This window comes from Candidatus Leptofilum sp. (assembly GCF_965223525.1).
Taxonomy (GTDB): Bacteria; Chloroflexota; Anaerolineae; order Promineifilales; family Promineifilaceae; genus Leptofilum.
This window is the reverse complement of record NZ_OZ245005.1, coordinates 2292213-2315568: the sequence shown is the minus strand read 5'-3', so window position 1 is coordinate 2315568 and position 23356 is coordinate 2292213. Positions and strand designations below refer to the sequence as shown.

Below are 23356 nucleotides of genomic sequence, written 5' to 3'. Positions count from 1 at the left end.
CCCCCGAGGTATGGTAAACCTCGGAGGTATGCTTAATGCTCAAATCATGCACACTTCTTGCTCATTCCGAAAAGGAACCTGAACTTACCTATTTGTTCGCTACAAAGCTAATAATCAAATCCACTTCGTTTTCCACGTTGGCAACGTTGGGTACCTCTGGAATGTTAAGCCCATAGGTTTCACGCAACACGGTCGCGGTGGCGGTGCCAGAGATTTCTGTTTCGGAAACGGCCGTTGCCACCACGCTAAAAGTCACAGCTTCGGTCACGTCCCGAATTGTTAGGTCTCCCTCGATGGTGAAGCTGATTTCTTCCCCAATTGTGGCGGAGGCAGGTAGGCCAGAAACGGCCGTTGGCACAAAGCTAATGAACTCATAATCACCCGTATCCAAAATTTCATTCTGAATGGCGCGGTTACGGAAATTATTGTCCGTTTCCAGTGTGCGTGCGTTAATTTGAATCTCACCAACCTGAGCAGACGAAAGGTCGCTCAGATCCAAGGCTATTTGCCCGGCCACCTGATCGGTTGACCCGACAACGGTAATCCGATTCCCGCGCAAATCCTCATCCAACTCAAAACGCACTTCAGACGCATCTTGGCTAATTTCAAAAATCAACAAGCCACCAGCAGCAGGTTCCGCCTCTTCCTCTTCTTCGGAAGCTAGCTCTTCTGCTTCTTCCTCTTCCATTTCCTCTTCAGGTTCTTCTGCCTCATCAATTTCAACAGGTGGCTCTTCAGCTTCAGGCGTAGGCTCTTCCACCTCAATGGGCTCATCCGCTTCTTCAATTTCCAGAGGAACCGCTTCAATGGTGGCGCTTGGTTCCGCTGGTTCTTGCAATAAACCACACGCTGTTGAAACCAATAAAAGGGCCAATGACACCAGCAAAAAACTAATTAAATGATTCTTCTTCATAAAAATGCTCCTAAATTTTTGCAAAGGTTGGTAGATAAAAACGTGAATCTTACAAAACAAGCTCTTATTTTACGCGGGCAATGTTCAACATGACCCGTCTGCTCTCATGTTCTTAGTAAAAGTTCATTCTTAACCATTCACCTATTCAGTCATATGCACATCATCCAGCGTATACTACGCGGCACGAATTACCATATAAAAAAGATGTTCAGATATTGTGAAGATAACTTGTGCTAGATGCTAATGGACATATCTTGACAAATTGGTTCAAATGTTCTAATCTTCTTGCCTATACGAAACTTGTTTGTGAAGGAGTGAGTCAACGTGAGCGAGCAGCAGCCTTTAATTTCACCCGATCAACTACCCCCATCCCAGGATGCCCCACCCTTATCAACCGATGCTTCCATCCAGGCGGCGCTGGGTTTGTTTGAAACCCACATGCGTGACGAAGGGTTTGCCATCAACACCATGAAAGCCTTTGCCAGTGATATTCGTTTATTGGGCAAATATTTGGGCATTGGGCAGCCAATTGGCGAAATCGGCACCAATAATTTGAATGATTTCCTGAAGTGGCTACTGGAAGAAAGGGGTGTACCGTGCAGCCCCAAATCATATGCCCGGCGGGTAACAACCCTGAAAGTATTCTTTGGTTGGCTACATGGTGCTGGGGTGCTGCCTAATGATCCGTCTACGGCCGTCATCCAACGCAGCGTCAAAAGCCCCCTCCCAACCATTCCAAGTGAGGCAGATCTGGAAAAGGCTCTGGCAGTTTCCCAGAGAATGCGCGAGGGCGGTCAAGAGCAAAAGCCAGACGCACGACCTCACCTTTTACTCACCTTGCTGCTACAAACCGGCATTAAAAAGGGCGAAGCAATGGCTATTGTCCCCAATCATATTGATCGCACAGAGCCGGAACAGCCCATGCTGTTCATACGCTATGCCAACCCCCGCCTTCGGTACAAAGAGCGCAAACTTTACCTTGAACCAGAATGGTTGGACATATTAGATGAATATTTGGTGCAATACGAACCACCCGATACGCTTTTTACCTGCACCCCACGAAATCTGGAATACATTTTGCGCGATGTTGGTGACGAAGCTGGTTTAGACCGAGGCCTACTATCTTTTGAGAACTTACGTTGGGCGTCCACCATGCGTGATTGGCGGGCAAATGTGGAACAAGATGATATTCGGCAAAAGCTGGGGCTGTCCAAAATTACCTGGCGTGAAACAAAGTCAAAGTTGGAACGGCTAGCAGAAAAAGAAAGAGAATTGAATGAGTAAGCAATATTCAGGTATCAGTAATCGGTAAAGGAGAAGTGTGAGAACCAAAGTCATAACGAGAATACTTAAACAAAGTTTCCCCTTGAAAAGCCGCCACTGTATTTAGCTAGGCGGCTTTTCTGATCAATCTGTCACTTAATGCTCTCCAATTGGCTCTAGTTGGGTAGAAAGGAGGCAACATGACAGAATCTCTTTATGACTCGATCGATGATTACTACACAAAATTTGTCCACAAAGAATTACAAAATGTACATTCCCACTTTAGCTTGCGAACAAATGACATTCTTCGAATTCTAGGCGATGTGGATGGAAAGGAAGTCTGTGATTTAGCTTGTGGAGAGGGCTACTTATCTCGCATAATAGCTCAACGTGGTGGCAATGTAACGGCCGTTGATATCTCAAGCAAGCTGCTCCAACAAGCCAGAAAAAGATCTAAGGATTTTACTATCAAATTTCTGTTGGATGACGCGCAAACTTTAAGCAAAATAGCAGATGAATCATTTGATGTCGCCATTTGCAATATGGCCTTAATGGACATACCAGATATTTTGCCCATTTTTCATACTGTCAGTCGCGTACTGAAAATCAAGGGGCGCTTCATTATCGCCCTGCTACACCCTTGCTTTGAATCACCGTTTACCGTACCCGAAACAATCGCAGAAGCTGACAAAGCTGGGAACTATGTCGCCTGCCGTGTATTGCACTATAATCAAGAGGGGCTTTGGCACTCAGGGGGACAAGGTATTCGAGGAAAGGTAGGAGCCTACCACAGAAAAATATCAACCTACTTCAATGGACTCATTCAAGCTGGATTTATGTTTGAAGAAATCTCAGAACCCACCTTGCCGGAGACCATAAAGGCTACCTCGTTTGACGCCCAGTGGATTCAAAAAATTCCTCGCACGCTAATCATTTCCTGTGCGAAAAGTTGAGCAATTTCCCCAATCCTTGAGCTAAAATATCAGGCTATTGTTCACCGGGGGTGGTGCGATTGAGCGTGCGGGTGAGGGTATGCACATCCACACGCTCGGTTTCTGGGGTGGCGTAGTAAACAACGGCCGTTACTTCATACATCTCGGTTGGCTCTTTATCCCGCAAATGCACCGTCAAGCTAAAGTTGGTTTGCAACGTCTCGATGACGTGCAGCGACCCCGCTTCTTCTCCGCTCTCATTGGTAAACGTGACCTGGATGGACGGCCGTTCCAAAAATGGTGTCAAATCAAACCCAACGGCTACGCGACGGCTGTCCTCGTGCATGTACAGTCCCAACTGTTTAATTTTTACCTCTTCCCGCGGCTTTGGCCCTTCAAACGGGTCATCAAAAAACTTAATATCCATAGCCTGTTGCGTATTGCGTATTGCGTTGTGCGTAATTTGCTATTTAACGGAATACACAATACTTATATCTTCATTTTATCACGCTCAAACGAGGCGAGCCGTTCCAGTACCTGTACCAGTGTTACCTGCCACTCTTTGATGCTAAGATCGCGGGGCATCCAGATAGCTTTACGGCTAACGCGGACGGATTCACCCAGAAAACGCTGCAGGCGGAAGCGATCAATGCCTTCCAAATCTAGCAGGCGAATTTTGATCTGGCCCGCTTCTGTGGTTACGGCCGTTACCTGCGCTCTCTCCGCTAATGACTTAATACGTAATTGATATAACAAATGATGCACCGGATCAGGAATTGGGCCAAAGCGATCGGCTAATTCCATCGCCATCTCATCAATTTCAACCAGATCACCCAGCATGGCCATGCGGCGGTAGAGTCGCAGCCGCAGCGCGGGGTCTGGCACATAGTCGGGCGGCACGTAGGCCGCTAGCGGCACGTCAATGAGCGTGGCTTCAGGCAGTTCGGCAGGCAGCATCTCACCTTTGCGCTCCGCTTTGCGCCGCTTCACGGCGTTGGCCAACAGCTTGGTGTACAGATCGAAGCCAACGGCCGAAATATGCCCACTTTGCGCTCCACCCAGCAAATCCCCCGCGCCGCGAATTTCCATGTCGCGCAGGGCAATTTGGTAGCCCGCCCCCAGGTCAGTTTGCTCGGCAATGGTTTCCAGACGCAAGCGAGCATCCTCATTGAGCGTACGCCAGGGAGCATGGAAAAAGTAAGCGTAGGCCCGCTTGGCCCCGCGCCCCACGCGCCCCCGCAGTTGGTACATCTGCGCCAGGCCAAAGCGGTCGGCTCGATCCACGATAAGCGTGTTGGCGTTGGGAATGTCCAGGCCGCTTTCGATGATGGTGGTGCTGATCAAAATGTCAATCTTACCCTCATCAAAGTCGGTCATAATGCGCTCTAGCTGTCGCTCGCTCATCTGGCCATGGCCAATCGCCACGCGGGCTTCCGGCACCAGCCGCTGAATCTGCCTGTGAATGATGTCAATAGTTTGGACGCGGTTGTGTACCAAGAACACCTGCCCGCCCCGATCCAGTTCGCGCTGGAGGGCACGTTTGAGGCGTGTCTCGTCGAAAGCGCCCACGTAGGTTTGCACCGGCAGTCGCTCGGCCGGTGCCGTATCTATGATGCTGATATTACGCACCCCGGTGAGGCTCATGTACAGCGTGCGCGGGATAGGCGTGGCGGTCATCGTTAACACGTCTACTTCAGTGCGCCACTGCTTGAGCTTTTCTTTATGAGCCACGCCAAAACGCTGCTCCTCATCCACAATGACCAGCCCCAAATCCTTGAAAGAAATATCGTCGGAGAGAAGGCGGTGCGTACCAATGATTATGTCTATACGGCCGTTCCTCAACTCCTTCACAATCCGCTGCTGCTGGGCTTGGGTGCGAAAGCGGGAGAGCATTTGCACGGTGACGGGAAACGGCCGTAACCGCTCATAAAACGTATTGTAATGCTGCTGGGCTAAAACAGTCGTCGGCACCAAAATGGCCACCTGCTTACTGTCCATTACCGCTTTGAAGGCGGCACGTAAAGCCACCTCCGTTTTGCCGTAGCCCACATCGCCACAAATCAGCCGATCCATTGGCTGTGGCTGCTCCATATCTGTCTTTACCTCGGCAATGACGCGCAATTGGTCTTCGGTTTCCCGATAAGGGAAGCTGGCCTCTAGCTCCGCTTGCCATTCGCTATCGGGCGAGAAGGCATGTCCGGCAATCGTTTCGCGGATAGCATACAAGTCTAGCAGCTCGTCGGCCAGTTCGTCTGCGGCTTTTTGGGCTTTGGCTTTGGCTTTTGTCCAGGAGCGTTCGCCAAGGCGGTGCATGGTGGGCGGCCGTTCGTCTGAGCCTACCCATTTACTCAAGCGGTCGGCGTGGTGAGCGGGCACGTAGAGCGTGTCGCCGTTGGCATACTCCATGAGCAAATATTCCCGCTGCATACCGCCAATATTGCGGCTCACCAAGCCAGCAAATCGGCCGATGCCGTACTCCAGATGGACTACATAATCCCCGGCAGTAATGTCGGCAAAGCGAGCTTCTGGGGCGATGGGGCGTGGTGAACGCCAGCGGCGCGGTGCGGGACGATTCCAGCCAAAAATCTCGGCATCGGTGAGCAAATCGAGCAAAATCTCGTCGTCTTCACGCCGTACCAATACAAAGCCTTCAGGCAACGCCCCCTGGACAAAGGTGAGAGAGCCCGGTTTTGGTAAATCGGAAAGAGATTCATCGGGGTGACCAAGCGATCGTTCATCACCGTTGCCTGTGCTTGTCAAACCACCGCGCAGGATGAGGCTTTCTGGGGGTATGGCGCGAAAATCTTCGCGGCGCAACTCTTCGCGCCAGAGGTCTTGCAGGCGGGCAGCTTGCTGGCTGAGCACCACCACGCGATCCCCTTCTTGCTGGGCCGATTTGAGCTGGGTGAGCAACGGCCGTACTTGCCCCCCGTATCGTGGCCCTGGTTCAAACGAGGACGCAAGGTCTAAATACGGCCGTTCCAACGCTTCATCACCTTCCCCATCCCCCAAAATGAGCGGCTGCCACCAATTCAGCACGTCCCGAATTTGCTCCCAGGCAAACAGCGGGCTTTGGTAGTTGGACGGCAGGCTCACCTGCTCGTTTGCCATCTGGTCGGCATGTTGGTGGAGTTCGGAGACGGCCGTTTCCAGTTCAACCCAATCGTCCACCACCACCAGCGCCTCGTTGGGCAAATAATCTAGCAGGCTGGCAGGCTGCGGGTAGAGCAGCGGCAAATAATATTCCAGGTTCGGGAACGACTTTCCGCTCCGTAAATCAGAAATGTCATCGCGCCATGAAGGAAGGCTAGCCCCTTCCGCCTGCAGCTCCCGTTCGTCTTCTAGAGAGAGGGCAAAGTCAGCAGCCACGCTGGGTAAGGCTTCCCGCGTAGGCGGCACGATGATCGTGTCTGTCTTGGCACTGCCATTTACTTCGATGGAGCGCTGCGTCGCCGGATCAAAGGTTCGCATCGTATCAATTTCATCGCCAAACAGTTCAATCCGCACTGGGTACGGCGTGGCGATGGGGAAGACGTCTATAATGCCGCCGCGACGACTAAACTGCCCGGCTGCTTCCACCACGCTGACTTCTTCATAACCAATGCCTAGCCAGTTGGCGGTTATTTTTTCCAACTCTATGATTTGCCCCACGCGCAGCACGCGCGTGCTGGTTATGAAGCGTCGTTTGGGCAGCGTTTTTTGCAAAAAGGCACGCGCCGAGGTGACGATCAGCGGCGGTTGTTCCGGCGCAGGTAGCTGCGGATGCTGCCCGGCCATCAGTCGGGTGAGAACGGTGAGGCGGTCGGCGCGGCAGCGTTCGCTCCACGGGCCGCGATCATAAGGTAGCGGAGTTGGCTCTGGCAAGCGGCGCATGACATCACCGGGGGGCAGCCACATTTCTAGTGCCTGAATCCAGGCGGCAGCGGACTCCACTTTGCCTGTGATCAGCACGACAGGGACGTTTCTTTGCAAATAGAGCTGGGCGAGAACGGCCGTCCTAGCACTCGTCGGCAAGGTCAAGGCCGGAATCAGCTTTTTCTCATCCAGTTCCGCCATTAGCTGACCAAAAGCAGGCAGTTCGTTGAAGATGTCAAGGAGTCCAGAAACTGTCATGTGTGAGTAATTGGGTAATTGGGTAATTAGTTATTGGGCTGTTCAACTACCCAATTACTAATTACTCAATTACATTTCGCTAATCTTCGTTTACAAGCGAACCATTGTGCCGGGACATGGCTAGCTGAACGCCATCACGCAAATAAGTTTCGATGGCGCGGACGGCTTCAGCTAGTACGTCGTCGAGCAGCGGCCGATCGTCTTTGCCAAAATCTTGCAGCACGTGGGCAGGCACGGGCATTCGCCCTGCGGGACGGCCGATGCCCAGCCGCAGTCGGGGGAATCCCTGCCCCAGGTGATTGATGATGGATTTCATGCCGTTGTGCCCACCAGAGCCGCCTTTTTCGCGCAGGCGGATGGTGCCGAAGGGCAAATCCAGCTCATCGTACACCACGAGAACGTTCTCTGGCGGTACTTTGTAGTAGCGAACCAGTGGGCCAACGGCGTCGCCGCTGTTGTTCATATAGGTTTGCGGCTTGGCAATGATGACAGGCTTGGATTGGATACGGCCGTTCCCCACAATCGCCCTGTTCTGTACCTTGCTGCTTTGAATATTGTAGGCAGCCGCCAGCGCATCCACCGCCATAAAGCCGATGTTGTGCCGATTGCCCCGGTATTTGCGGCCGGGATTGCCCAGGCCGACGATCAAAAATCGTTCTGCGTCGTTCATTTCGTCAAATTCATCCGCTGGATTCCCGCGGTTAAAAAGTCTACGCAAGAAATTCACGTTAGTTTATGTCCCTGCTTTCTGGCAAGCTACTTTGCAACCAAGTTGAGCGGGATTTTTCACTGCGTTCAAAATGACAAGTGAGAGTTTCTTTGCTTACAAAAATTACTCGCTCATGTCATGCTGAACGGAGTGAAGCATCCCAACCATGAAACTCAAAAAAGCATTTTGCGTCCAAAACCAACCTACTCTTCAATATCTAGCTCCGCCAAATTCCAAAGTTCAGACGGCTGCGAAGCGTCTGGCTGGAAGTTGAGGACAGTGGGTTGGGTAACGGCCGTTTTCAAATAGTGAAACAGCGGAATAATCGGCAACTGTTCGGTAAAAATCTGTGCCGCAGCCAGATGATTTTCTGTATATTCTGGCGTACCAGGGAGCGCATCCTGTGCCGCTAAACAAGCTGCATCAAATTCCTCATCAATCCAGCCCGTGGCGTTGATATTCGCCCAACCGCCAAAGCCCCGCTCTTCTGGCCCGGTGACGTTGCTACTGAGGTACAAACCGCACGGCGGGCGAATGCTGGTACGCCAAGCAAACGTCGCCATATCAAAACGACGGCCAAATAGCGGGCTAAACGGGCCATCGTCGAACCAGTCGTTGGCATTTACATCGGCCAGATTTACCTGCACACCGCAGGCTGCCAAATCATCGGCCACCAGTTCGTTGATGCGTAAGCGAATGTCGCTTTCGCTGTTGGTGCTAAGCGTGATGCTCATGGTGGTGGTAGCGACAATGGTTGCGCTGAGATCGCGCTCAACCAGCTCACGAAAGCCGTCGCCGTCGGTGTCTTCAAAGCCAACTTCATCTAGCAGGCTGTTGCCCGCCGCCGGATCATAATCCCACGATTGCGCCTCGGCTGGATAAAGCGGATGGTCGTCTGGAATGTAGGCATGCAAAATGCGGGATTGACCAAAGGTAATCTCATCCACCAACTGCTGCCGGTTGGTACAAAGGGTGATGGCTTGCCGCACGCGCACATCTTCAAACCAGTCGGGACGGCCGTTTCGGTTGCCATCCCCGTAGTTTTCCCAGGAGTTGATGCCAAAATCAATATGCTCAAAGATGTTGTTGGAAACAAAGGTAGCCAACAATTCACCCGCCTCGGCTGCGGCCAGCACCTCTGGCGTTTGGCTTAGGCTAATGGCATCGTGGGTCGCAATGTCACAGCCAGCCGTAATTTGGGCGACGGCCGTTTCCCTAGCCAAGTCAAAGCGCATCGTTAGCTCGGTAATGTGCGGCAGGCCCGCGTCGGCTCGGTAGTAATTTGGGTTCGGTCTCAAAATGAGTGCTTCCCCCTGCCGCCACTCGTCCACCACAAATGGGCCGCTGCTTAATGACTGCGGTGCAGGCGAATCCTCCGCCAGCAGCTCCGCAGCGGTGAAGTCGCCAAGCTGGTGCTGCGGCAACGGCATCCAGACATTGGTGAAATAATCCGGGTCGAGGAAGCCAGGCAAGCCCATCCAAGTAACGGTGAGATCGCCCGTGGCTTCGTAGCTGGCGGTGCGCTCAATTTTCTCCTGGTCGCTGGGGGCATCGGGACTGGCAGCAATCTGGTAGCTAAAAACGGAATCGGCGGCAGTGACGGGTGCGCCATCAGACCAAATCATAGGCTCAAAGGTAAAATCCACCGTCATTTGCTGCATCAGCAGCGGTTCGGCATCGTCGGCCGTCAGGCTGCGGTCAAAGGTGATAAATTCGCCATCGCCCCGCACAAACTGCACGCCTGGCACCAAAAAAACCACGTTCCCGGCGGAGTTTACAATGAGATCACCTTCTTTAACCTCCACCAAACCGATGCGGGCGTCCCCTTCATCCAAGCTGGGTAGCTTTTGCAAGCCCTGCGGTTGGTAATCGTAGTTGAGAGTGGTAAAGAGATTTTCGTAGAGGGCGTGGCGTACAGCCATTGCCGCCAAACTGTCATCTCCGTACAAAAACAGGCTAGTTGGCTCTGCACCGAGACAAATGGTCATGGGCTTGGGCGGCAGCGGTGTGGGCGTGGGTGGCGCAGGCGTAGTGGTTGGTTCTGGCAGATTGGTGGGGTCGGGAACGGCCTGCTCTGAGCTTGCCGAAGTGGCCGTAACTGCTGCCTCATCCTCTGCCTCCACAACTGCCGCTGTGGCCACTGATGTGGGCAAAGCGTCTTCATTTTGGCAAGCTGCCAGGCTCCACAGCCCAAACAATATCAAGAAAATCGGAATGGTTTTCTTCACGTATTTGCTTACTTCCTTTTATTGGTCACCGTTCTTGTTCGTCCAATAAAAACGCCACAACCAACGACCCACCCAGCGCAGCAGCAGGTACGCGCCACCGACCAAAAAGAGAACGGCCGTCATCCGCATCCCCAACCAAAACGCGCTGCCCACCTGCCCAGTTTCTACCGCTTCAAGCTGGCCAATTAGCCCGCCTTCACCCTGGCCATTGCCAGCTTGCGGCGCGGCGGGCGTGGGGCCAACCACCGTTGGCGGCGGCGTGGGCGTGGGGAAAGGCGTCAGCGAAGGCAGCGGCGTGGGCTGCTGAAAGCTGCTTTCGTTGCTGCCGGTCGGTTGTACAAGAATGGCGGCGGTTGCGGTGAGGGCAATGGCCGTTTCATCCGGTGTTGGCGTGGGCGTTGGCCCATCATTTTGAATGATCAAATCGGTGACAAAATATTCGTCATAATTAAAATCGGTTTTTACCACCCGTAGGCGCAGTTGGTAACGGCCGTCTGGGAAAATAGGAGAGCCAATATCTCGGCCAACCGTCGTGTTCCACACCGCCAGCACGTCGTCGGTAACTTGTTGGCTGCCCTCGGCAAATACAATCCACTCTGCCCCTGCCACATCCTGCTGCCGAAAAGCCAGTTCGTAACGCAAATAATCTGGATGAACGGCCGTGCCCACCACCTCAATCACGCCAGAAATCGTCTCGCCATCGGCGGGTTGGGTGATGCCGCTGGACGTTTGGGCGGCTACGGCCGTTCCGCTTAACAGCAGCAACAGCCAGGCAAATGTTAATGTCCGCCAATAAAGCCACGCCCTCAGTGGTATCTTGCTTCTTTTTCGTTTAAGATACGAACAAATTGCCATTTTACAGATTAGGTAAAACAAACATAAAAGTCTAGCACATCCGAATGGTTAAGTAAAACGTCTGGCGAATAAATTCGCGGCCACAGGTGCGAAGTCCACCTTCGTGGACTGTTTTTCAATTTTCAGTCGGCGAAGGCCGACTTCGTAGCCGTAGGTGCAGATTTATCTGCTTACCCTAGAATAAAACGGAGTTTCGTTTCATGCCTTATTCAACAAAAAAACTATGGTGGCTATCAGGCCTCATTTTGCTCCTGGCTGCCTGTGGCGCAGCCGACGCAAATCCAATCGTTACCAACAATGCCCCATCTGATGAATTGCTGCCGCGAGACGGTAGCTCGCTCCTGCAATTTGGCGACGCTGAAGGAGAAACGGCCGTTGCCAACAGCAATCCAGCCATCAACGTGGTCGCAGACTCAGTTGAGTATGACGCCGACGGCATCGAGGTGGGCTTTACGGAAGAGGGACGGCCGTATCGTGGCAATCCCAGTGCGCCCGTCGTCATCGAAGAGTTTTCTGATTTTCAATGTCCGTTTTGCGGCCGTTTTTCTGAGCAAACCTTTCCTTCCATCAATAGTAACCAAATTGCCAACGGCGACGTCTTACTCGTTTTCTACGATTTCCCGCTGAGTAGCCATCCACAAGCAGAAGCAGCGGCCAACGCCGCCCGCTGCGCTGGGGAGCAAAGCGCCATATCCTACTGGGAAATGCACGACCTACTCTTTGCCGACATCGGCGTATGGAGCCACAATCAGGCCAACACCGTTTTTGCCAGCTACGGCGAAACGCTCGGTTTGGAAATGGACAGCTTTACCAACTGCCTGGAAACCGGAAAATATATCGAGGACGTTAAGGCTGATTACCAGCTTGGCTTGTCGCGCGGCGTTAGCAGCACGCCTAGCTTCTTTATCAACGAGCAGCCTTTCATTGGTGCCCAACCGCTCTCTACATTCAATGAAGCGATTGCGCTGGTGCTCAGTGGTGAAAGCATTGTCGCCGAAGCACCCAGCAGCAGCGAACTTCCGCCCGAATTTGCCGTTCCCACCCCGGTTCCCATCCCCGTGGAGCCAGAAAACGTAGCCTGGTCGGCAGGTGACCCCAATGCACCTGTGCAGATTGTGGAGTTTACCGATTACCAATGCCCGTTCTGCCAGCAGTATGCCATGGAAACCTTCCCCACAGTGTTTGCGGAGATGATTGAAAGCGGCCGAGTTTTTTACGCCATTAAGGATTTGCCGCTGGATAATATTCACCCGGAGGCGATTGTAGCGGCAACGGCCGTTCGCTGTGCTGGTGAGCAAGAAGCGTACAAAGAGATGCACGATGTCGTCTTTGCTAATCAGGCATTGTGGGGCGGCAGTGGCGAAACGGCCGCTGTCGGTTTCTTCATTCAGTTGGCAGATGATATTGGACTGGACAGCGACGCTCTGGTGAGCTGTATTGAGCTAGGTGAGCAGCGCGAGCGCGTGCTGGCTAATCAACAAGAATCCTTTGCCCTGGGCGTTAGCAGCACCCCCACTTTCTACATGAACGGCTACCCGCTACGCGGCGCGCTACCTTACAATGTGTTCGACGGCGTGGCGGAGCTGATCGAAAATGGGGAATTAGAAGCCAGGTTAGAAGCCCAAATGCAGCAGGCGTATGCTCAGGCTCAGGCGCAAGCAACGCAAGAAGCACGACCACAACCCCCTGAAGGCCCAGTAGACATTCCCATTGACGGCGCTTACGCCATTGGCGATCCCAATGCCCCTGTCACCATCATTGAATATACTGATTTCCAATGCCCGTACTGTAGCCGCCACTATGAGCAAACCTTTTTGCAGCTAAAAGAGGATTACATTGACACAGGTCTGGTTTACTACGTGTTTAAAGATTTTCCGCTTACGCAGCTCCATCCCGATGCGGTGCTGGCGGCTAACGCTGCCCGCTGTGCGGGTGACCAGGGGGCCTTCCTGGAGATGCACGGTACGCTTTTTGCCAGACAGGGTGATTGGAACGGCCGTCCCAACCCAGAAGCCATCTTCAACCAGTTCGCTGCCGAGATGGGGCTGGACGAGGAACAGTTTGCCGCCTGTGTAGCCAATGGCACCTATGATGTAGAAATTTTTGCCGATTTGGATGAAGGATTTAGCTATGGCGTGAGCGGCACGCCTGCTTTCTTCCTCAATGGCTACTTTTTATCCGGGGCGCAGCCTTACGGCACCTTTGTAGACGCAATTGCCTTTTTAATGGAAGAGGTCGGCGAATAAATAGCGCAAATTACGTAGGGCAAACTTCAAAAGTCTCGACCACCTTTGTTGTTAGCCAAGTTACTTACAAGACTTTTGAAGTTTTGTTGAGAGTGGAAGTCAAATGAAAAAGCGTTGGCATCTTGGGAATATTGCAGGAATTGAGATTTGGTTTCGGCTCAATTCGTTGTTGCTTTCCGGGTTGCTGTGGCTAATTTTTTCGGGTGCAGCCGTTCTCTGGCTAAATTTTTCGCTGGTTGAGGCAATTATTGTGGGGGGAACGGCCGTGCTGCTGCACTGGATCAGCGACTTATGCCATCATCTAGGTCATGCCGCCGCTGCCCGCCACGCTGGCTACCCGATGGAAAAGATCATGAGCTGGTATGTGCTGATGTCCAGTGTCTACCCCAAGAATGAACCGCCTCTCCATGCCAATATTCACATTTGGCGCGCACTGGGTGGCCCCATTGCCAGCTTATTACTGGCTATAATCGCCGGTATTTTGCTAGTCCTCATCCCGTCAGAGCGCACCATCGCTTCCGCACTCGCCTCTTTTGCCTTCTGGGAAAATTTCGTTGTGCTGTTCTTGGGTGCGTTTGTGCCCCTCGGCTTTACAGACGGCAGCACCATCCTCACCTGGTGGCCCCGCCGCCATGAACCGCACTAACGTTCATACCAAAACCAACCAGAACGCCACCGATAGTCACTGCCCTCCGTAACGCCCAATTCACTTCTTTGCAGCTTAAATTCTGTAAACAACGCCAAAATATCTTCCTCTAGCAAACCTTGAAAGCGTGCATCTTCTTCATCCTCCGCACCCTGTGGCTCTTGCAAACGAGCAAACAGTAGGTAAGGCGCACTAGAATTTAGCAGTCTGAGCAAGCCATCCCGGTACGCTTGCTGCTGCGGCTGCGTGAGCGCATGCATACAGCCTATATCAATTGCCAAATCGTAACGCTCTGTCAAAAAATCCAAATCGGCCACAGAACCGACGTGAAACTGGATTTTTCCGGCCACATTTGCCTCCGCAGCCCGCTTTTTGGCCTCGGTAATTGCCTCAGGTACAAAATCAATAGCATCCACCCGCCAACCGTTCTGAGCCAAATAGATAGCGGTACGGCCGTAGCCACATCCTAAATCCAGCGCCCGCCCCGGCGGCAAGCTGGAGGCTAATGCCTGCACTTCTGGCGGCGGCAGCGCATCATCCCACGGCACCTCTCCATTGGCGTACCGCTCTGTAAATCGCTCCAGGGCTTCTTGCAACGCTTCATCCATTTGTTCATCCTTCAATTTGATTTTGGGTATACTATCCAACTATGTCTAACGGCCGTTTCAATGGAACTCGCACCTACATTTTAGCCAATTGGCCTCGCTTTGTGTTGCTTTACTTGGGCGTGGTTGCCGCGCTCATTGTCATTGGGGTGAGTGCGTTGCGTGGTTGGCTTTCTTTTATTCCGTTGGCAACGGCCGTTTTGCTCATTTTAATCTACTTCATCATCGTTGGCATCTGGGAGGCGCGGCAGCGATACGATTTTGATGGCATTACACCCCACCATGTGCTTTTTGACATGGGGCAGCTGCCCGCCACCGAACAGTTTGCTTACATTGATCTCGGCCTGCAAATACCCGCTATTGGACTCTCTCGGCGGCTCACCACCGGCCAGGTGATTGTAATTGACATTTACAACCCGCAATGGACAGTAAGCCCGTGGTTGGTGCGCTGGCGCGCCCAGCAGTCGCCGCCCCCCAATGATCCGCGCCTTAGCTGGCTTGAAGGCAATCTCAGCCTACTTCCCCTGCCTGATGAAAGTGTAAATACCGTGATGCTCTGCCATGTAGCTGGCGAATTTTGGCAAGAAGGAGATCGTGCCGCCTTATTAAAGGAAGCGTATCGCATTTTAAAGCCACGCGGACAGCTGCTCATAGCTGAGTCGGTTCGTAGCCAAACCAACTGGCTTATTCGCGGTGTAACCGGATTCAGCCTGCCCACAGCCCCCTACTGGCATAAACGGTTAGAACAGGCTGGGTATCGGGTACGAAGCAGTAAAAACCTGGGCGGCCTCTCTTACTGCATTCGCGCCCAGAAGCCTACGCCAGCCGAAGCCCAGCAACTTTCTTTCAAACTGGAGTTTTGACGCTCTGCAACATGAATCGCAGATAAGAACGGCCGTTTCCATGTGAAAGCAGCGTGAAGAAATGAAATCGTAAGAAATTCCGTAATTTTTGGCCCGTAGGTTGAATGCTGCCCAAAAATGCCCAAATTACCCCCTTTTTGACCCCAATTTCATAAAAATACCCTAAAAATTTATTGTATCTGCGACTATTCAGGACGGCCGTACTATGCTTTTTTTCCTATTCACCTCATCTTGGCGCATGGCTATAGTGCCAGCGTAACTGCACGCGGATTTGACATAACGCATTCACATCACACAAATCATCATGCCCCATACAAAACAGAAAATACGCGGGTAAATAAAAAATGGAGGTGATGCGAGACAAATCAAACTGGACAAGCCGCACTGCTAGCAGCTTACCGCAATAAGCTTTAACTTAGCTTGAAGAAGTGAAGAAGCAATAGGAAGCTGGATGGCAGCCCCCCAAAGTCGTGAAGAAGCTTATGGGGCTGCCATCCAAATAAAAATAAGAGGAAGTGACACATTTCGATATCTGATTGCCTAGAGAATAGGTCCTCGGATTGAAGAAGACCATCCCAAATAATACTGGGACAAATGGAGCAGAGCATGAATAAGCAAAAAACATCGCAAGAACGGCGACCTGTTCCGGGAGCCGAAAAAGCAAATCTATCTGGTTTAAAATCCAAAACGCGCCTCATGGTGATTGGCATTATCTTTTTCACGGTACTCATCGTGGCAGTTTCTGCCTGGGCACAATCCTTTAATGTAAGCTTGATGGGCGGCGACAATGCCGAGATCGCCTGTGATGGCCGAGGCGTTCAGGTACAACGACTATCCCGCAATGAGGTCAACGTCATCTGTAACGGTTCTGACAACCCGCAACCAACCCAACCGCCAATTGAACCAACCAACCCGCCACCGGAACCGACAAATCCACCACCAGAGCCAACCAACCCACCGCCAGAACCGACAAATCCCCCGCCGGAGCCTACCAGCCCACCACCAGAACCGACCTCGCCTCCACCGCCACCTGGTGGCAACATTCAGCCCTTTGCTGGCGCACCAGCCTGTGAAGATATTGGTGTCGCCCACGATGACCGCGCCTGGCACGGTATCTGGAATTACGAATATGGCTGCCATTGGGATCATGAACACAAACAAGACCCACATGAGGTTGATCATATCTTTGGCACCGAATATTACACTTTTGCTGGCGGCGAGCTTTCTTATCCCTGGCAAACCTACGCCGGCTCTGGCGAAGCATTTGAGGCTTACGTTGAAGGTACGGCCACAGAGAATTCCGGCAAGCATGAAGGGTATGCGTGGCATCACTTCACCAATGGCTTGGAAATTTGCGACCAATCGCTACTTCTTGGTAGCCAATGTTTCGACTCTTTCCGGGTGCAAACACACCAAATTGGTGGCGAGATGGGTGCATTAACCCGCTTCCACAGCATCTATGCAGAAGGCATTGCCTGTACACCAGAAGGTGCTTCTCAGATGCAGTTTAATGGGTCTGTTGGTGCATACGGCCGTACCATCAATGGTCAGTTCTACCCGCTAACCCGCGACAATATTAACCAGTTCCCAGCTGAGTTTGCTGGCTGTGGTTTTGGTAGCGGTGGTGGCTGGATTGATTTCGGCCGTCTCAACTGGCCAGAACGTGGCATCTTGCAACCGCTGCCCACCGACAACCCACAGTTTGGCAACTTTGGTCAGTTTGGCCCGCCAGAGGCAGCACCGTACCGCATCCATCCCAACGGCAACGCCAACAGCCTAGACTCCTGGCAATCCGAAGGCAACGTCTTCAACTGCCTGGATGGCGACCCGAACTGTGAACAGCGCATCATGGTTGGCTATGGCCTGCACATGCTGCAAGGTGAATCTGTCGGTATGACCAACCCAGCTAACGCCAGCATTCCGCACCCCGACCGGCAAACACACTTCTGGTGTGTAGACCCTGAGACCATGCTGTTCAACTGTAACCCACAAACCAACCCAGGTGGCAACGACAACACCGCCCAAGCCCTCTTCCGCGCCTGGATTGCCGTACCCACCGTGATGGACGGCAGCCAATACGATGAAGACGGCGCACGCAATGGCGCTTTCACTTTCCACGGCTACACCAACCGGTACGGCGACATTGTTGAAGGATGTACTGCCCCAGGTCTGGACTGTGTACCAACCCGGTTCGAGCAGTTCCCCGTAGGCAACTGTGGTCAAACAGCCTGTAAAGCAGCCTATCGCGGCAGCACAGAGCGTGACGGCTGGGATGCCCTCAGTGTAGACGGCACGCCCATTCAAAGTGGCGGTACGCCACTCATCCCGGCAGGCGAACGCTGGCTCAAGTTCCCCAACTAACCTTTTTGTGACGCTAGAAGTTGAACTTTTTGTCGAAGAAGTAATCTGGTGTTGATATAAAAAGTTCAACTTCTTTACCGACAAAACATGATCTAAGGAGCCTCGGCGCATACCGAGGCTCTTTTCATATTTGGTTTGGGAGGTTGCGGAATTAAATCAAGGCGATTATCCCTTGTCTCTGTCAACGAGGTTTAGCAGTGGCTCACCGGCCAGATAGCGGCGCAAATTTTCGGCAAAAATATCGGTGGCTCGTTCATCATAGTGTGGGGTGAATCCGCTAACGTGAGGTGTCATGATAATATTGTCCAGTTCCCACAGTGGACTCTCTTTGGGTAAAGGTTCCTGCTCAAACACATCCAATCCTGCCCCAGCTAACCAGCCTTTTTTTAACCCGCGAGCCAAATCATCTTCTTTGATTATGGGGCCACGCCCCACATTGACCAAAAAGGCCGTTGGCTTCATCGCTTTCAGCATCGCTTCATCAAAAAGGTAGCGCGTTCTCTGGGTTAGGGGCAGCGTGATCACCACAAAATCGCACTCGGCCACCATTGAGCGAGTGGCTTCACTGGGATAGACACGATCTGGCAATTCACCGTTGGGGTCGCCCTGCCCAGGGAAGATGTACCCTGTATCTGCCAACTGCCTGGCGTTTTGCTTGGTTACCAATATTTCAAGGCCAAATGGTTTGGCTAAGCGAGCTAGCTCTCGCCCAATGCTGCCGTACCCCAAAATGCCCAACGTTTTGCCTTTTAGCTCTTGCGGCACGAAGGTGTCCCAGCGATTGTCTGACCAGGCTTGGGTCTGCTTGTATTTAAACCAGTTGGGGACGCGGTGAGCCCATACCAAAATTTGGGCCAGGGCGTATTGGGCCATATTGGCCGCGTGGACGCCGCTGGCGGTAGAAATCAGGATGTCGCTTTGCCAAACTTCACTTCTTACCAGGCTGTCTACGCCTGCATAATGGGTTTGCACCCACTGCAGGTTGGGTGCCTGTGCTAGCGGTGGGACCTGGCCGTGGGCGTAGTAGATTTCGGCATCGGTGGTCCAGTCGGCTGGCCAACGGCCGTTTGGCAAAGTACGTTGTTCAATACTCAAATCTGGCGACACGGCCTGAAGTTTATCCGCCAAATGGGCCGAAACTGGAAAGGGTGCAGTTAATAACAATTTTCTCATAACGGCCGTTGAGTGTAGCACAAAGCCGCCATCGGGTATACTCAGCGCGACCAATTACCGCCGCTTTGCGTAATAGTAGCTTAGAGGAAAAAGAAGGCAGATGTGCTGTCTATGGCACAAAATGTGTCTTTACAGTCACTGAGACATCAAATAATATGACAAACGCGCTAAATTCCATCTGATTGTTTACCCGCGTTCTCGTCCCGGAGGTACTTTTTATGCACAAGCAAAGTTCTATCATCATCGGCACCATTCTCATTGTAGTTGGTGTCCTGTTTTTACTGGCGCAACTCTTTCCTGGCATTGCGCCAAACTTTGACATGAGCCAACAGTGGCCCCTCATCGTGGTGGCGGTGGGTGTTTTGTTGCTCCTGAGCGCACTGTTTGGCACGCCTGAGCTTGCTATTCCGGGCAGCATTGTTACCGGTATTGGCAGTATTTTGTACGTGCAAAATCTAACCAATGCCTGGTCTAGCTGGTCTTACGTGTGGGCACTCATTCCGGGATTTGTTGGTATTGGCCTGCTTGTTGCAGGCACGCTAGGCCATGAACGGCGGCGTTCCTGGCGCGAAGGGAGTCGCCTGATTTTGATCAGCAGCGTGTTGTTTATAATTTTTGGGGCGTTTTTCACTGGCTTTGGCGACATTGGTCGCTACTGGCCACTATTGCTCATTGGGCTGGGACTATGGCAACTGCTTCCCCGACGCGCAACGAAAAAAAGTGACCTGAAACCTTTTGAATAGTTCCACGTAATGATGTGCATAGAGTTTTCAAACAATTTTGTTAATAAACACAACTGTGTGGAGGTATTTAGAAATGAGTGACAAACGATTAGTTCGCAATTCCCATGATGAGATGATTGGTGGTGTGTGCAGCGGTATCGCCAACTACCTAAACATTGACCCCGTTATTGTGCGCCTGGTATTTGTTTTGCTGGCGCTGGGTGGCGGGCATGGTGTTCTGGCTTACCTGATTTTGTGGGTTCTGATGCCCACTGATGGAGAGCCAGTTGCCAAAGCAAACGCTTTTGACGAGGAAGAAATCGTCATCAACTAGCTACTAGCTGAGTCCGTCTGGTAATTTCATCTCCTGACACCGGACAACCCTCGAAAACGGCCGTTTCCACCAATATTCATGGGAAACGGCCGTTTTTTTGCCTCTCCCTCTCCTAACTCAGTATAATCCTCGGCATGGCCTCACTACTACAAAAATTCAGAACCTTATTTCGGGCAAAACTGCACGAAGCAGCCGACAAAGCCCTGCAAAAAAGCGACCTTGCCGTCTACGACGAATACATTCGCCAGGCAGAACGCGAACTGGAAGAGTTTAAACAAACCATTGCCCCCATGTTTGCCCAGGTGAAAACGTCCCGCCGCCGCCGAGAAAAACTGGCCGATGAAGCCGCCAAATTCGACATTGCAATTGACAATTTTTTGCGCCAGGGCAAGCGCACCGAAGCTATGGTGACACAAAAACAGTTCATGTCGGCCATGGAACTGATAAAAACCTACGATGCCTCTCTAGAAAAACAGATTTCTGCGCTAGAAAAGCTGGACGACGTGAAGGTAAAGCTGGAAGGACGACTAGCCATTGCCAAGCAAGAGCGCCAGGAGCTGGGATTTTTGCTACAGTTAGCCAAATCAAAAGAAATCTCGGCCAAAGCAATGCGCTCGCTGGATTCATTGATGAGCCAGGGAGATAGCGAAGTCGCCACTGCCGCCGAAAACATCCGCAGCCGCCTGGATCATGCCGATGCCGCCTGGGAAGTGCAAGCCAGCAGCTTGGACAACCAGCTAAACGATGCCATGCAAAGCCTGGAAGTTGAAGCCGCGCTAGCCGAGCGCATGAACCGTTTAGGCATCTAAACATGAAGGTCGCGCTGGTTCATGATTGGATGAATCAAATCGGGGGGGCAGAAGATGTGCTGGAAGCATTGGTAGCTATGTTTCCAGACGCGCCCATCTACACCTCGCTTTATGCCCCCGACCGAATGCCCACCCATTGGCAAAATTGGGACATTCGCACCAATTTCATCAACAAGCTGCCCTTCTCTCACCGCAAGCAGCAGCTTTATTTCCCCCTCTACCCATATTCTTTTGAGCAGCATGATTTGCGCGGTTTCGATTTGGTGATCAGCAACAAGAGTGGCTTTTGTCATGGCGTCATCACCGGGCCAGAGACGGTGCATATCTGTTATTGTCTCACGCCCACGCGGTACGTGTGGCGTTACCAACAGTATGCTGAACAGGAGCAACTTGGCAGGATAACGCGAGCTATCCTGCCCCCATTTTTAACCAGGCTGCGCCAATGGGATCGGCTGGCGGCGGATCGCGTGGACCATTTCGTGGCAATTTCGCAGGAAGTCCGTCGGCGAATCGCAAAAGTGTATCGGCGAGAATCCGATATTATCTACCCGCCGGTGGACGCGGCCCGCTTTGCGCCTTGCAGCGATGTTGAGGATTATTATTTGCTGGTGGGGCGATTGGTTCCGTACCGGCGCATAGATTTGCTAATTGAGGCGTTTAACAAAATGAAACGGCCGCTTCGCATTGCCGGCACGGGGCGAGACAGAGAGCGGCTGGAAGCACTAGCTGGCCCCACGATCCAATTTTTGGGCTACGTGCCGGATGATGAACTACCGTCGCTGCTGGCCAAATGCCGTGCCTTCATGTTCCCCGGTGAAGAGGATTTTGGCATTGCGCCCATCCAGGCAATGGCGGCGGGAAGACCAGTGATTGCCTATGCGGCTGGTGGTACCCTGGAAACCGTCGTCGAAGGGGTTACCGGCACTTTGTTTGCAGAGCAATCGGTTGCTGCTATCATCCATGTGGTTGAGAATTTTGACGCAGATAGCGTAAATCCGCAGCGCATTCGCCAACACGCCGAGCAGTTCGATGTGACGCATTTCAAAGCCCAAATTCAGGCTTTGGTGACAGAGAAGATGGCCTCCACATCACCACAGAGCAAGTAGAGGTCTTTTTATGGAATTACGAACGTTTTTTGCAATTTTTAGGCGGCGATGGCTGCTGGTGCTGATTCCGCCGTTGGTGGTGGGGCTATTTAGTATTGTTACCTACCAGCCGCCACCTGCGCCGGGGTTCAATGTCGGGGTGAACTTCATCGTTGCCCAACCGCCCACATCTAGCGCGGATTTGGAAGATGAAGAACGGTACTACAATTGGCTTGGTTCAGAATACGTCGTCAATGGGCTGACAGATTGGGCGGTGAGTGGCAGTTTTAAGACGGCCGTGTCCACCCAGCTAGCCGAAGAAGGTCTAGAGGTTCCACCACACAGCTTTAGCGTAGTGGCAGAAAATGTTCGCAGCAAGCTCCAGCTTTCTGTTCAACATGGCGATGCGGAAACGCTGGCGCACATTATGAATGCCGCCATCACGGTGCTGCGTGAGCAAAATGCAGATGCTTTGCCCCAACTTGGTGGAGAAACGGCCGTGCTCACCCTGCTCGATGAACCCGTCGTCACCCCTGTGTCACGCAGTTTACGCAGCCTGCTAGATCTTCCACTAAGGCTGGCCATTGGCCTTGCCGCAGGGCTGGGGCTAGCGTTGCTGGTGGAATATGTAGACCCCACCATTCGCAGCCGCCAGGAAGCAGAAGCAATGGGATTTGCCATTTTGGGCGAAATTCCCAGGAAAAAATAAACGACTTATTGCGTAGAAGCCATTTTTACGCAATACGAAATACGCAATATTTTATCCACAAATGGACAATAACTATGGCATTAACTGATTATTTTAGAATATTGCGCCAGCGGGGTTGGATCATCATTTTGCTGGCCATCCTGACGGCTGGGGCAGCCTTTGGCTTTAGCCGCATTCAGTCAACCGTGTATGAATCCAGCCTGAAGTTGCTGGTGCGCCCCGCACGCACTGATTTTGGTCAATCGCAGGCAGCGCGGGAGCTGCTGGGTAATTACGAGCAGTGGCTCAACAGCAGCTACCGGGCGCAGGAAGTAATTAACATTTTGCAGCTAGATATGGAGGCAAATGCGCTGCTGGGGGATGTGACTGTCGCCTCTGACCGATTGGGATTGGTTGTTCAGCTCAATGTGGAAAATACCGATCCAGATTTGGGCAACGACATTGCCCGCACCTGGGGCAATTTGCTCATCCAGTGGCAAAATGCAGAAAATGACAAAAATCGGCAGGAAGATCGCATCACCATCGAGTTCCAGGACGATCCAAAAGTGGTGGGGGTTAGCCCAAATGTTGAGGTGAATACGGCCGCAGGCGGCGTGTTCGGCGCACTGCTGGGGATTATTGTCATCTTCCTGCTGGAATGGGTTGAGTCTGGCGTGGTGCGTCGCGCCGAGGATGTTGAGCGATATCTGGAAATTCCGGTGGTCGGGCGAATTCCGGGACAGTGAACGGTATCCAGTAATCAGTAGTCAGTGAAAAGTAGGGGTGAGGCTGGTGGACAAAACCCTTGTCA

The 23356-nt window shown here is 52.4% G+C and carries 20 protein-coding genes; 12 read left to right on the top strand and 8 right to left on the bottom strand.

Features of this window, described 5'->3' with window-relative positions; genetic code table 11:
* Positions 1 to 88 precede the first annotated feature (88 nt).
* On the bottom strand, positions 89 to 913 hold the full coding sequence (locus ACOQPM_RS26975) for a YceI family protein (RefSeq protein WP_420631497.1): 825 nt from the start codon (positions 911 to 913) through the stop codon (positions 89 to 91).
* Between the two features lie 324 nt (positions 914 to 1237).
* On the opposite strand from ACOQPM_RS26975, the gene ACOQPM_RS26970 reads away from it, so the two are divergent.
* Positions 1238 to 2197, top strand: a complete 960-nt coding sequence (locus tag ACOQPM_RS26970; protein ID WP_420631496.1) for a tyrosine-type recombinase/integrase — start codon at positions 1238 to 1240, stop codon at positions 2195 to 2197.
* Between the two features lie 179 nt (positions 2198 to 2376).
* A complete protein-coding gene (locus ACOQPM_RS26965) occupies positions 2377 to 3129 on the top strand; it encodes a class I SAM-dependent methyltransferase (protein WP_420631495.1) in 753 nt (250 codons plus the stop codon).
* A gap of 34 nt (positions 3130 to 3163) precedes the next feature.
* Here the strand turns inward: ACOQPM_RS26965 and ACOQPM_RS26960 are convergent, their stop codons facing one another.
* From ACOQPM_RS26960 to ACOQPM_RS26940, 5 genes are all read right to left on the bottom strand, one after another.
* On the bottom strand, positions 3164 to 3535 hold the full coding sequence (locus ACOQPM_RS26960) for a hypothetical protein (protein ID WP_420631494.1): 372 nt from the start codon (positions 3533 to 3535) through the stop codon (positions 3164 to 3166).
* A gap of 62 nt (positions 3536 to 3597) precedes the next feature.
* Positions 3598 to 7221, bottom strand: a complete 3624-nt coding sequence (gene mfd, locus ACOQPM_RS26955; protein ID WP_420631493.1) for a transcription-repair coupling factor — start codon at positions 7219 to 7221, stop codon at positions 3598 to 3600.
* A 79-nt stretch (positions 7222 to 7300) separates the two neighbouring features.
* Entirely contained in the window at positions 7301 to 7891 is a 591-nt protein-coding gene (pth, locus tag ACOQPM_RS26950; RefSeq protein WP_420631492.1) for an aminoacyl-tRNA hydrolase, read from the bottom strand.
* A gap of 242 nt (positions 7892 to 8133) precedes the next feature.
* Complete coding sequence (locus ACOQPM_RS26945) at positions 8134 to 10158, bottom strand: ABC transporter substrate-binding protein (protein ID WP_420631491.1); 2025 nt, start codon at positions 10156 to 10158, stop codon at positions 8134 to 8136.
* Positions 10159 to 10176: 18 nt separating this feature from the next.
* Entirely contained in the window at positions 10177 to 10923 is a 747-nt protein-coding gene (locus ACOQPM_RS26940; RefSeq protein ID WP_420631490.1) for a hypothetical protein, read from the bottom strand.
* Between the two features lie 290 nt (positions 10924 to 11213).
* Between ACOQPM_RS26940 and ACOQPM_RS26935 the strand changes: the two genes are divergently transcribed.
* Both ACOQPM_RS26935 and ACOQPM_RS26930 read left to right on the top strand, forming a co-directional pair.
* Positions 11214 to 13259 carry a DsbA family protein gene (locus tag ACOQPM_RS26935; RefSeq protein ID WP_420631489.1) on the top strand — a complete coding sequence of 682 codons (2046 nt, stop codon included), beginning with the start codon at positions 11214 to 11216 and terminating at the stop codon, positions 13257 to 13259.
* Between the two features lie 103 nt (positions 13260 to 13362).
* The gene (locus ACOQPM_RS26930; protein WP_420631488.1) at positions 13363 to 13905 is read left to right on the top strand and encodes a hypothetical protein; all 543 of its coding nucleotides are present in this window, start codon (positions 13363 to 13365) and stop codon (positions 13903 to 13905) included.
* Here ACOQPM_RS26930 and ACOQPM_RS26925 read toward each other — a convergent pair.
* Complete coding sequence (locus tag ACOQPM_RS26925; protein WP_420631487.1) at positions 13902 to 14513, bottom strand: class I SAM-dependent methyltransferase; 612 nt, start codon at positions 14511 to 14513, stop codon at positions 13902 to 13904. The two genes, ACOQPM_RS26930 and ACOQPM_RS26925, sit on opposite strands and share 4 nt — an antisense overlap.
* A 41-nt stretch (positions 14514 to 14554) precedes the next feature.
* Between ACOQPM_RS26925 and ACOQPM_RS26920 the strand changes: the two genes are divergently transcribed.
* Together ACOQPM_RS26920 and ACOQPM_RS26915 are read left to right on the top strand one after the other, a co-directional pair.
* Entirely contained in the window at positions 14555 to 15373 is an 819-nt protein-coding gene (locus tag ACOQPM_RS26920) for a class I SAM-dependent methyltransferase (RefSeq protein WP_420631486.1), read from the top strand.
* A gap of 606 nt (positions 15374 to 15979) precedes the next feature.
* On the top strand, positions 15980 to 17734 hold the full coding sequence (locus ACOQPM_RS26915) for a hypothetical protein (RefSeq protein ID WP_420631485.1): 1755 nt from the start codon (positions 15980 to 15982) through the stop codon (positions 17732 to 17734).
* Between the two features lie 165 nt (positions 17735 to 17899).
* Here ACOQPM_RS26915 and ACOQPM_RS26910 read toward each other — a convergent pair whose 3' ends face one another.
* Positions 17900 to 18829 carry a D-2-hydroxyacid dehydrogenase gene (locus tag ACOQPM_RS26910; RefSeq protein ID WP_420631484.1) on the bottom strand — a complete coding sequence of 310 codons (930 nt, stop codon included), beginning with the start codon at positions 18827 to 18829 and terminating at the stop codon, positions 17900 to 17902.
* 296 nt (positions 18830 to 19125) lie between these two features.
* Here ACOQPM_RS26910 and ACOQPM_RS26905 point away from each other — a divergent pair, with 296 nt between their 5' ends.
* The 6 genes from ACOQPM_RS26905 to ACOQPM_RS26880 all read left to right on the top strand — a co-directional run bounded on the left by ACOQPM_RS26905 (position 19126) and on the right by ACOQPM_RS26880 (position 23291).
* Entirely contained in the window at positions 19126 to 19650 is a 525-nt protein-coding gene (locus ACOQPM_RS26905; RefSeq protein ID WP_420631483.1) for a LiaI-LiaF-like domain-containing protein, read from the top strand.
* A gap of 73 nt (positions 19651 to 19723) precedes the next feature.
* Positions 19724 to 19963: a PspC domain-containing protein gene (locus ACOQPM_RS26900; RefSeq protein ID WP_420631482.1), complete on the top strand. Its 240-nt coding sequence runs from the start codon at positions 19724 to 19726 to the stop codon at positions 19961 to 19963.
* 134 nt (positions 19964 to 20097) lie between these two features.
* Positions 20098 to 20772, top strand: a complete 675-nt coding sequence (locus ACOQPM_RS26895) for a PspA/IM30 family protein (RefSeq protein WP_420631481.1) — start codon at positions 20098 to 20100, stop codon at positions 20770 to 20772.
* Between the two features lie 2 nt (positions 20773 to 20774).
* Positions 20775 to 21878, top strand: a complete 1104-nt coding sequence (locus ACOQPM_RS26890; protein ID WP_420631480.1) for a glycosyltransferase — start codon at positions 20775 to 20777, stop codon at positions 21876 to 21878.
* 10 nt (positions 21879 to 21888) lie between these two features.
* Complete coding sequence (locus tag ACOQPM_RS26885; RefSeq protein ID WP_420631479.1) at positions 21889 to 22566, top strand: hypothetical protein; 678 nt, start codon at positions 21889 to 21891, stop codon at positions 22564 to 22566.
* A gap of 74 nt (positions 22567 to 22640) precedes the next feature.
* Entirely contained in the window at positions 22641 to 23291 is a 651-nt protein-coding gene (locus ACOQPM_RS26880) for a YveK family protein (protein WP_420631478.1), read from the top strand.
* Positions 23292 to 23356 lie beyond the last annotated feature (65 nt).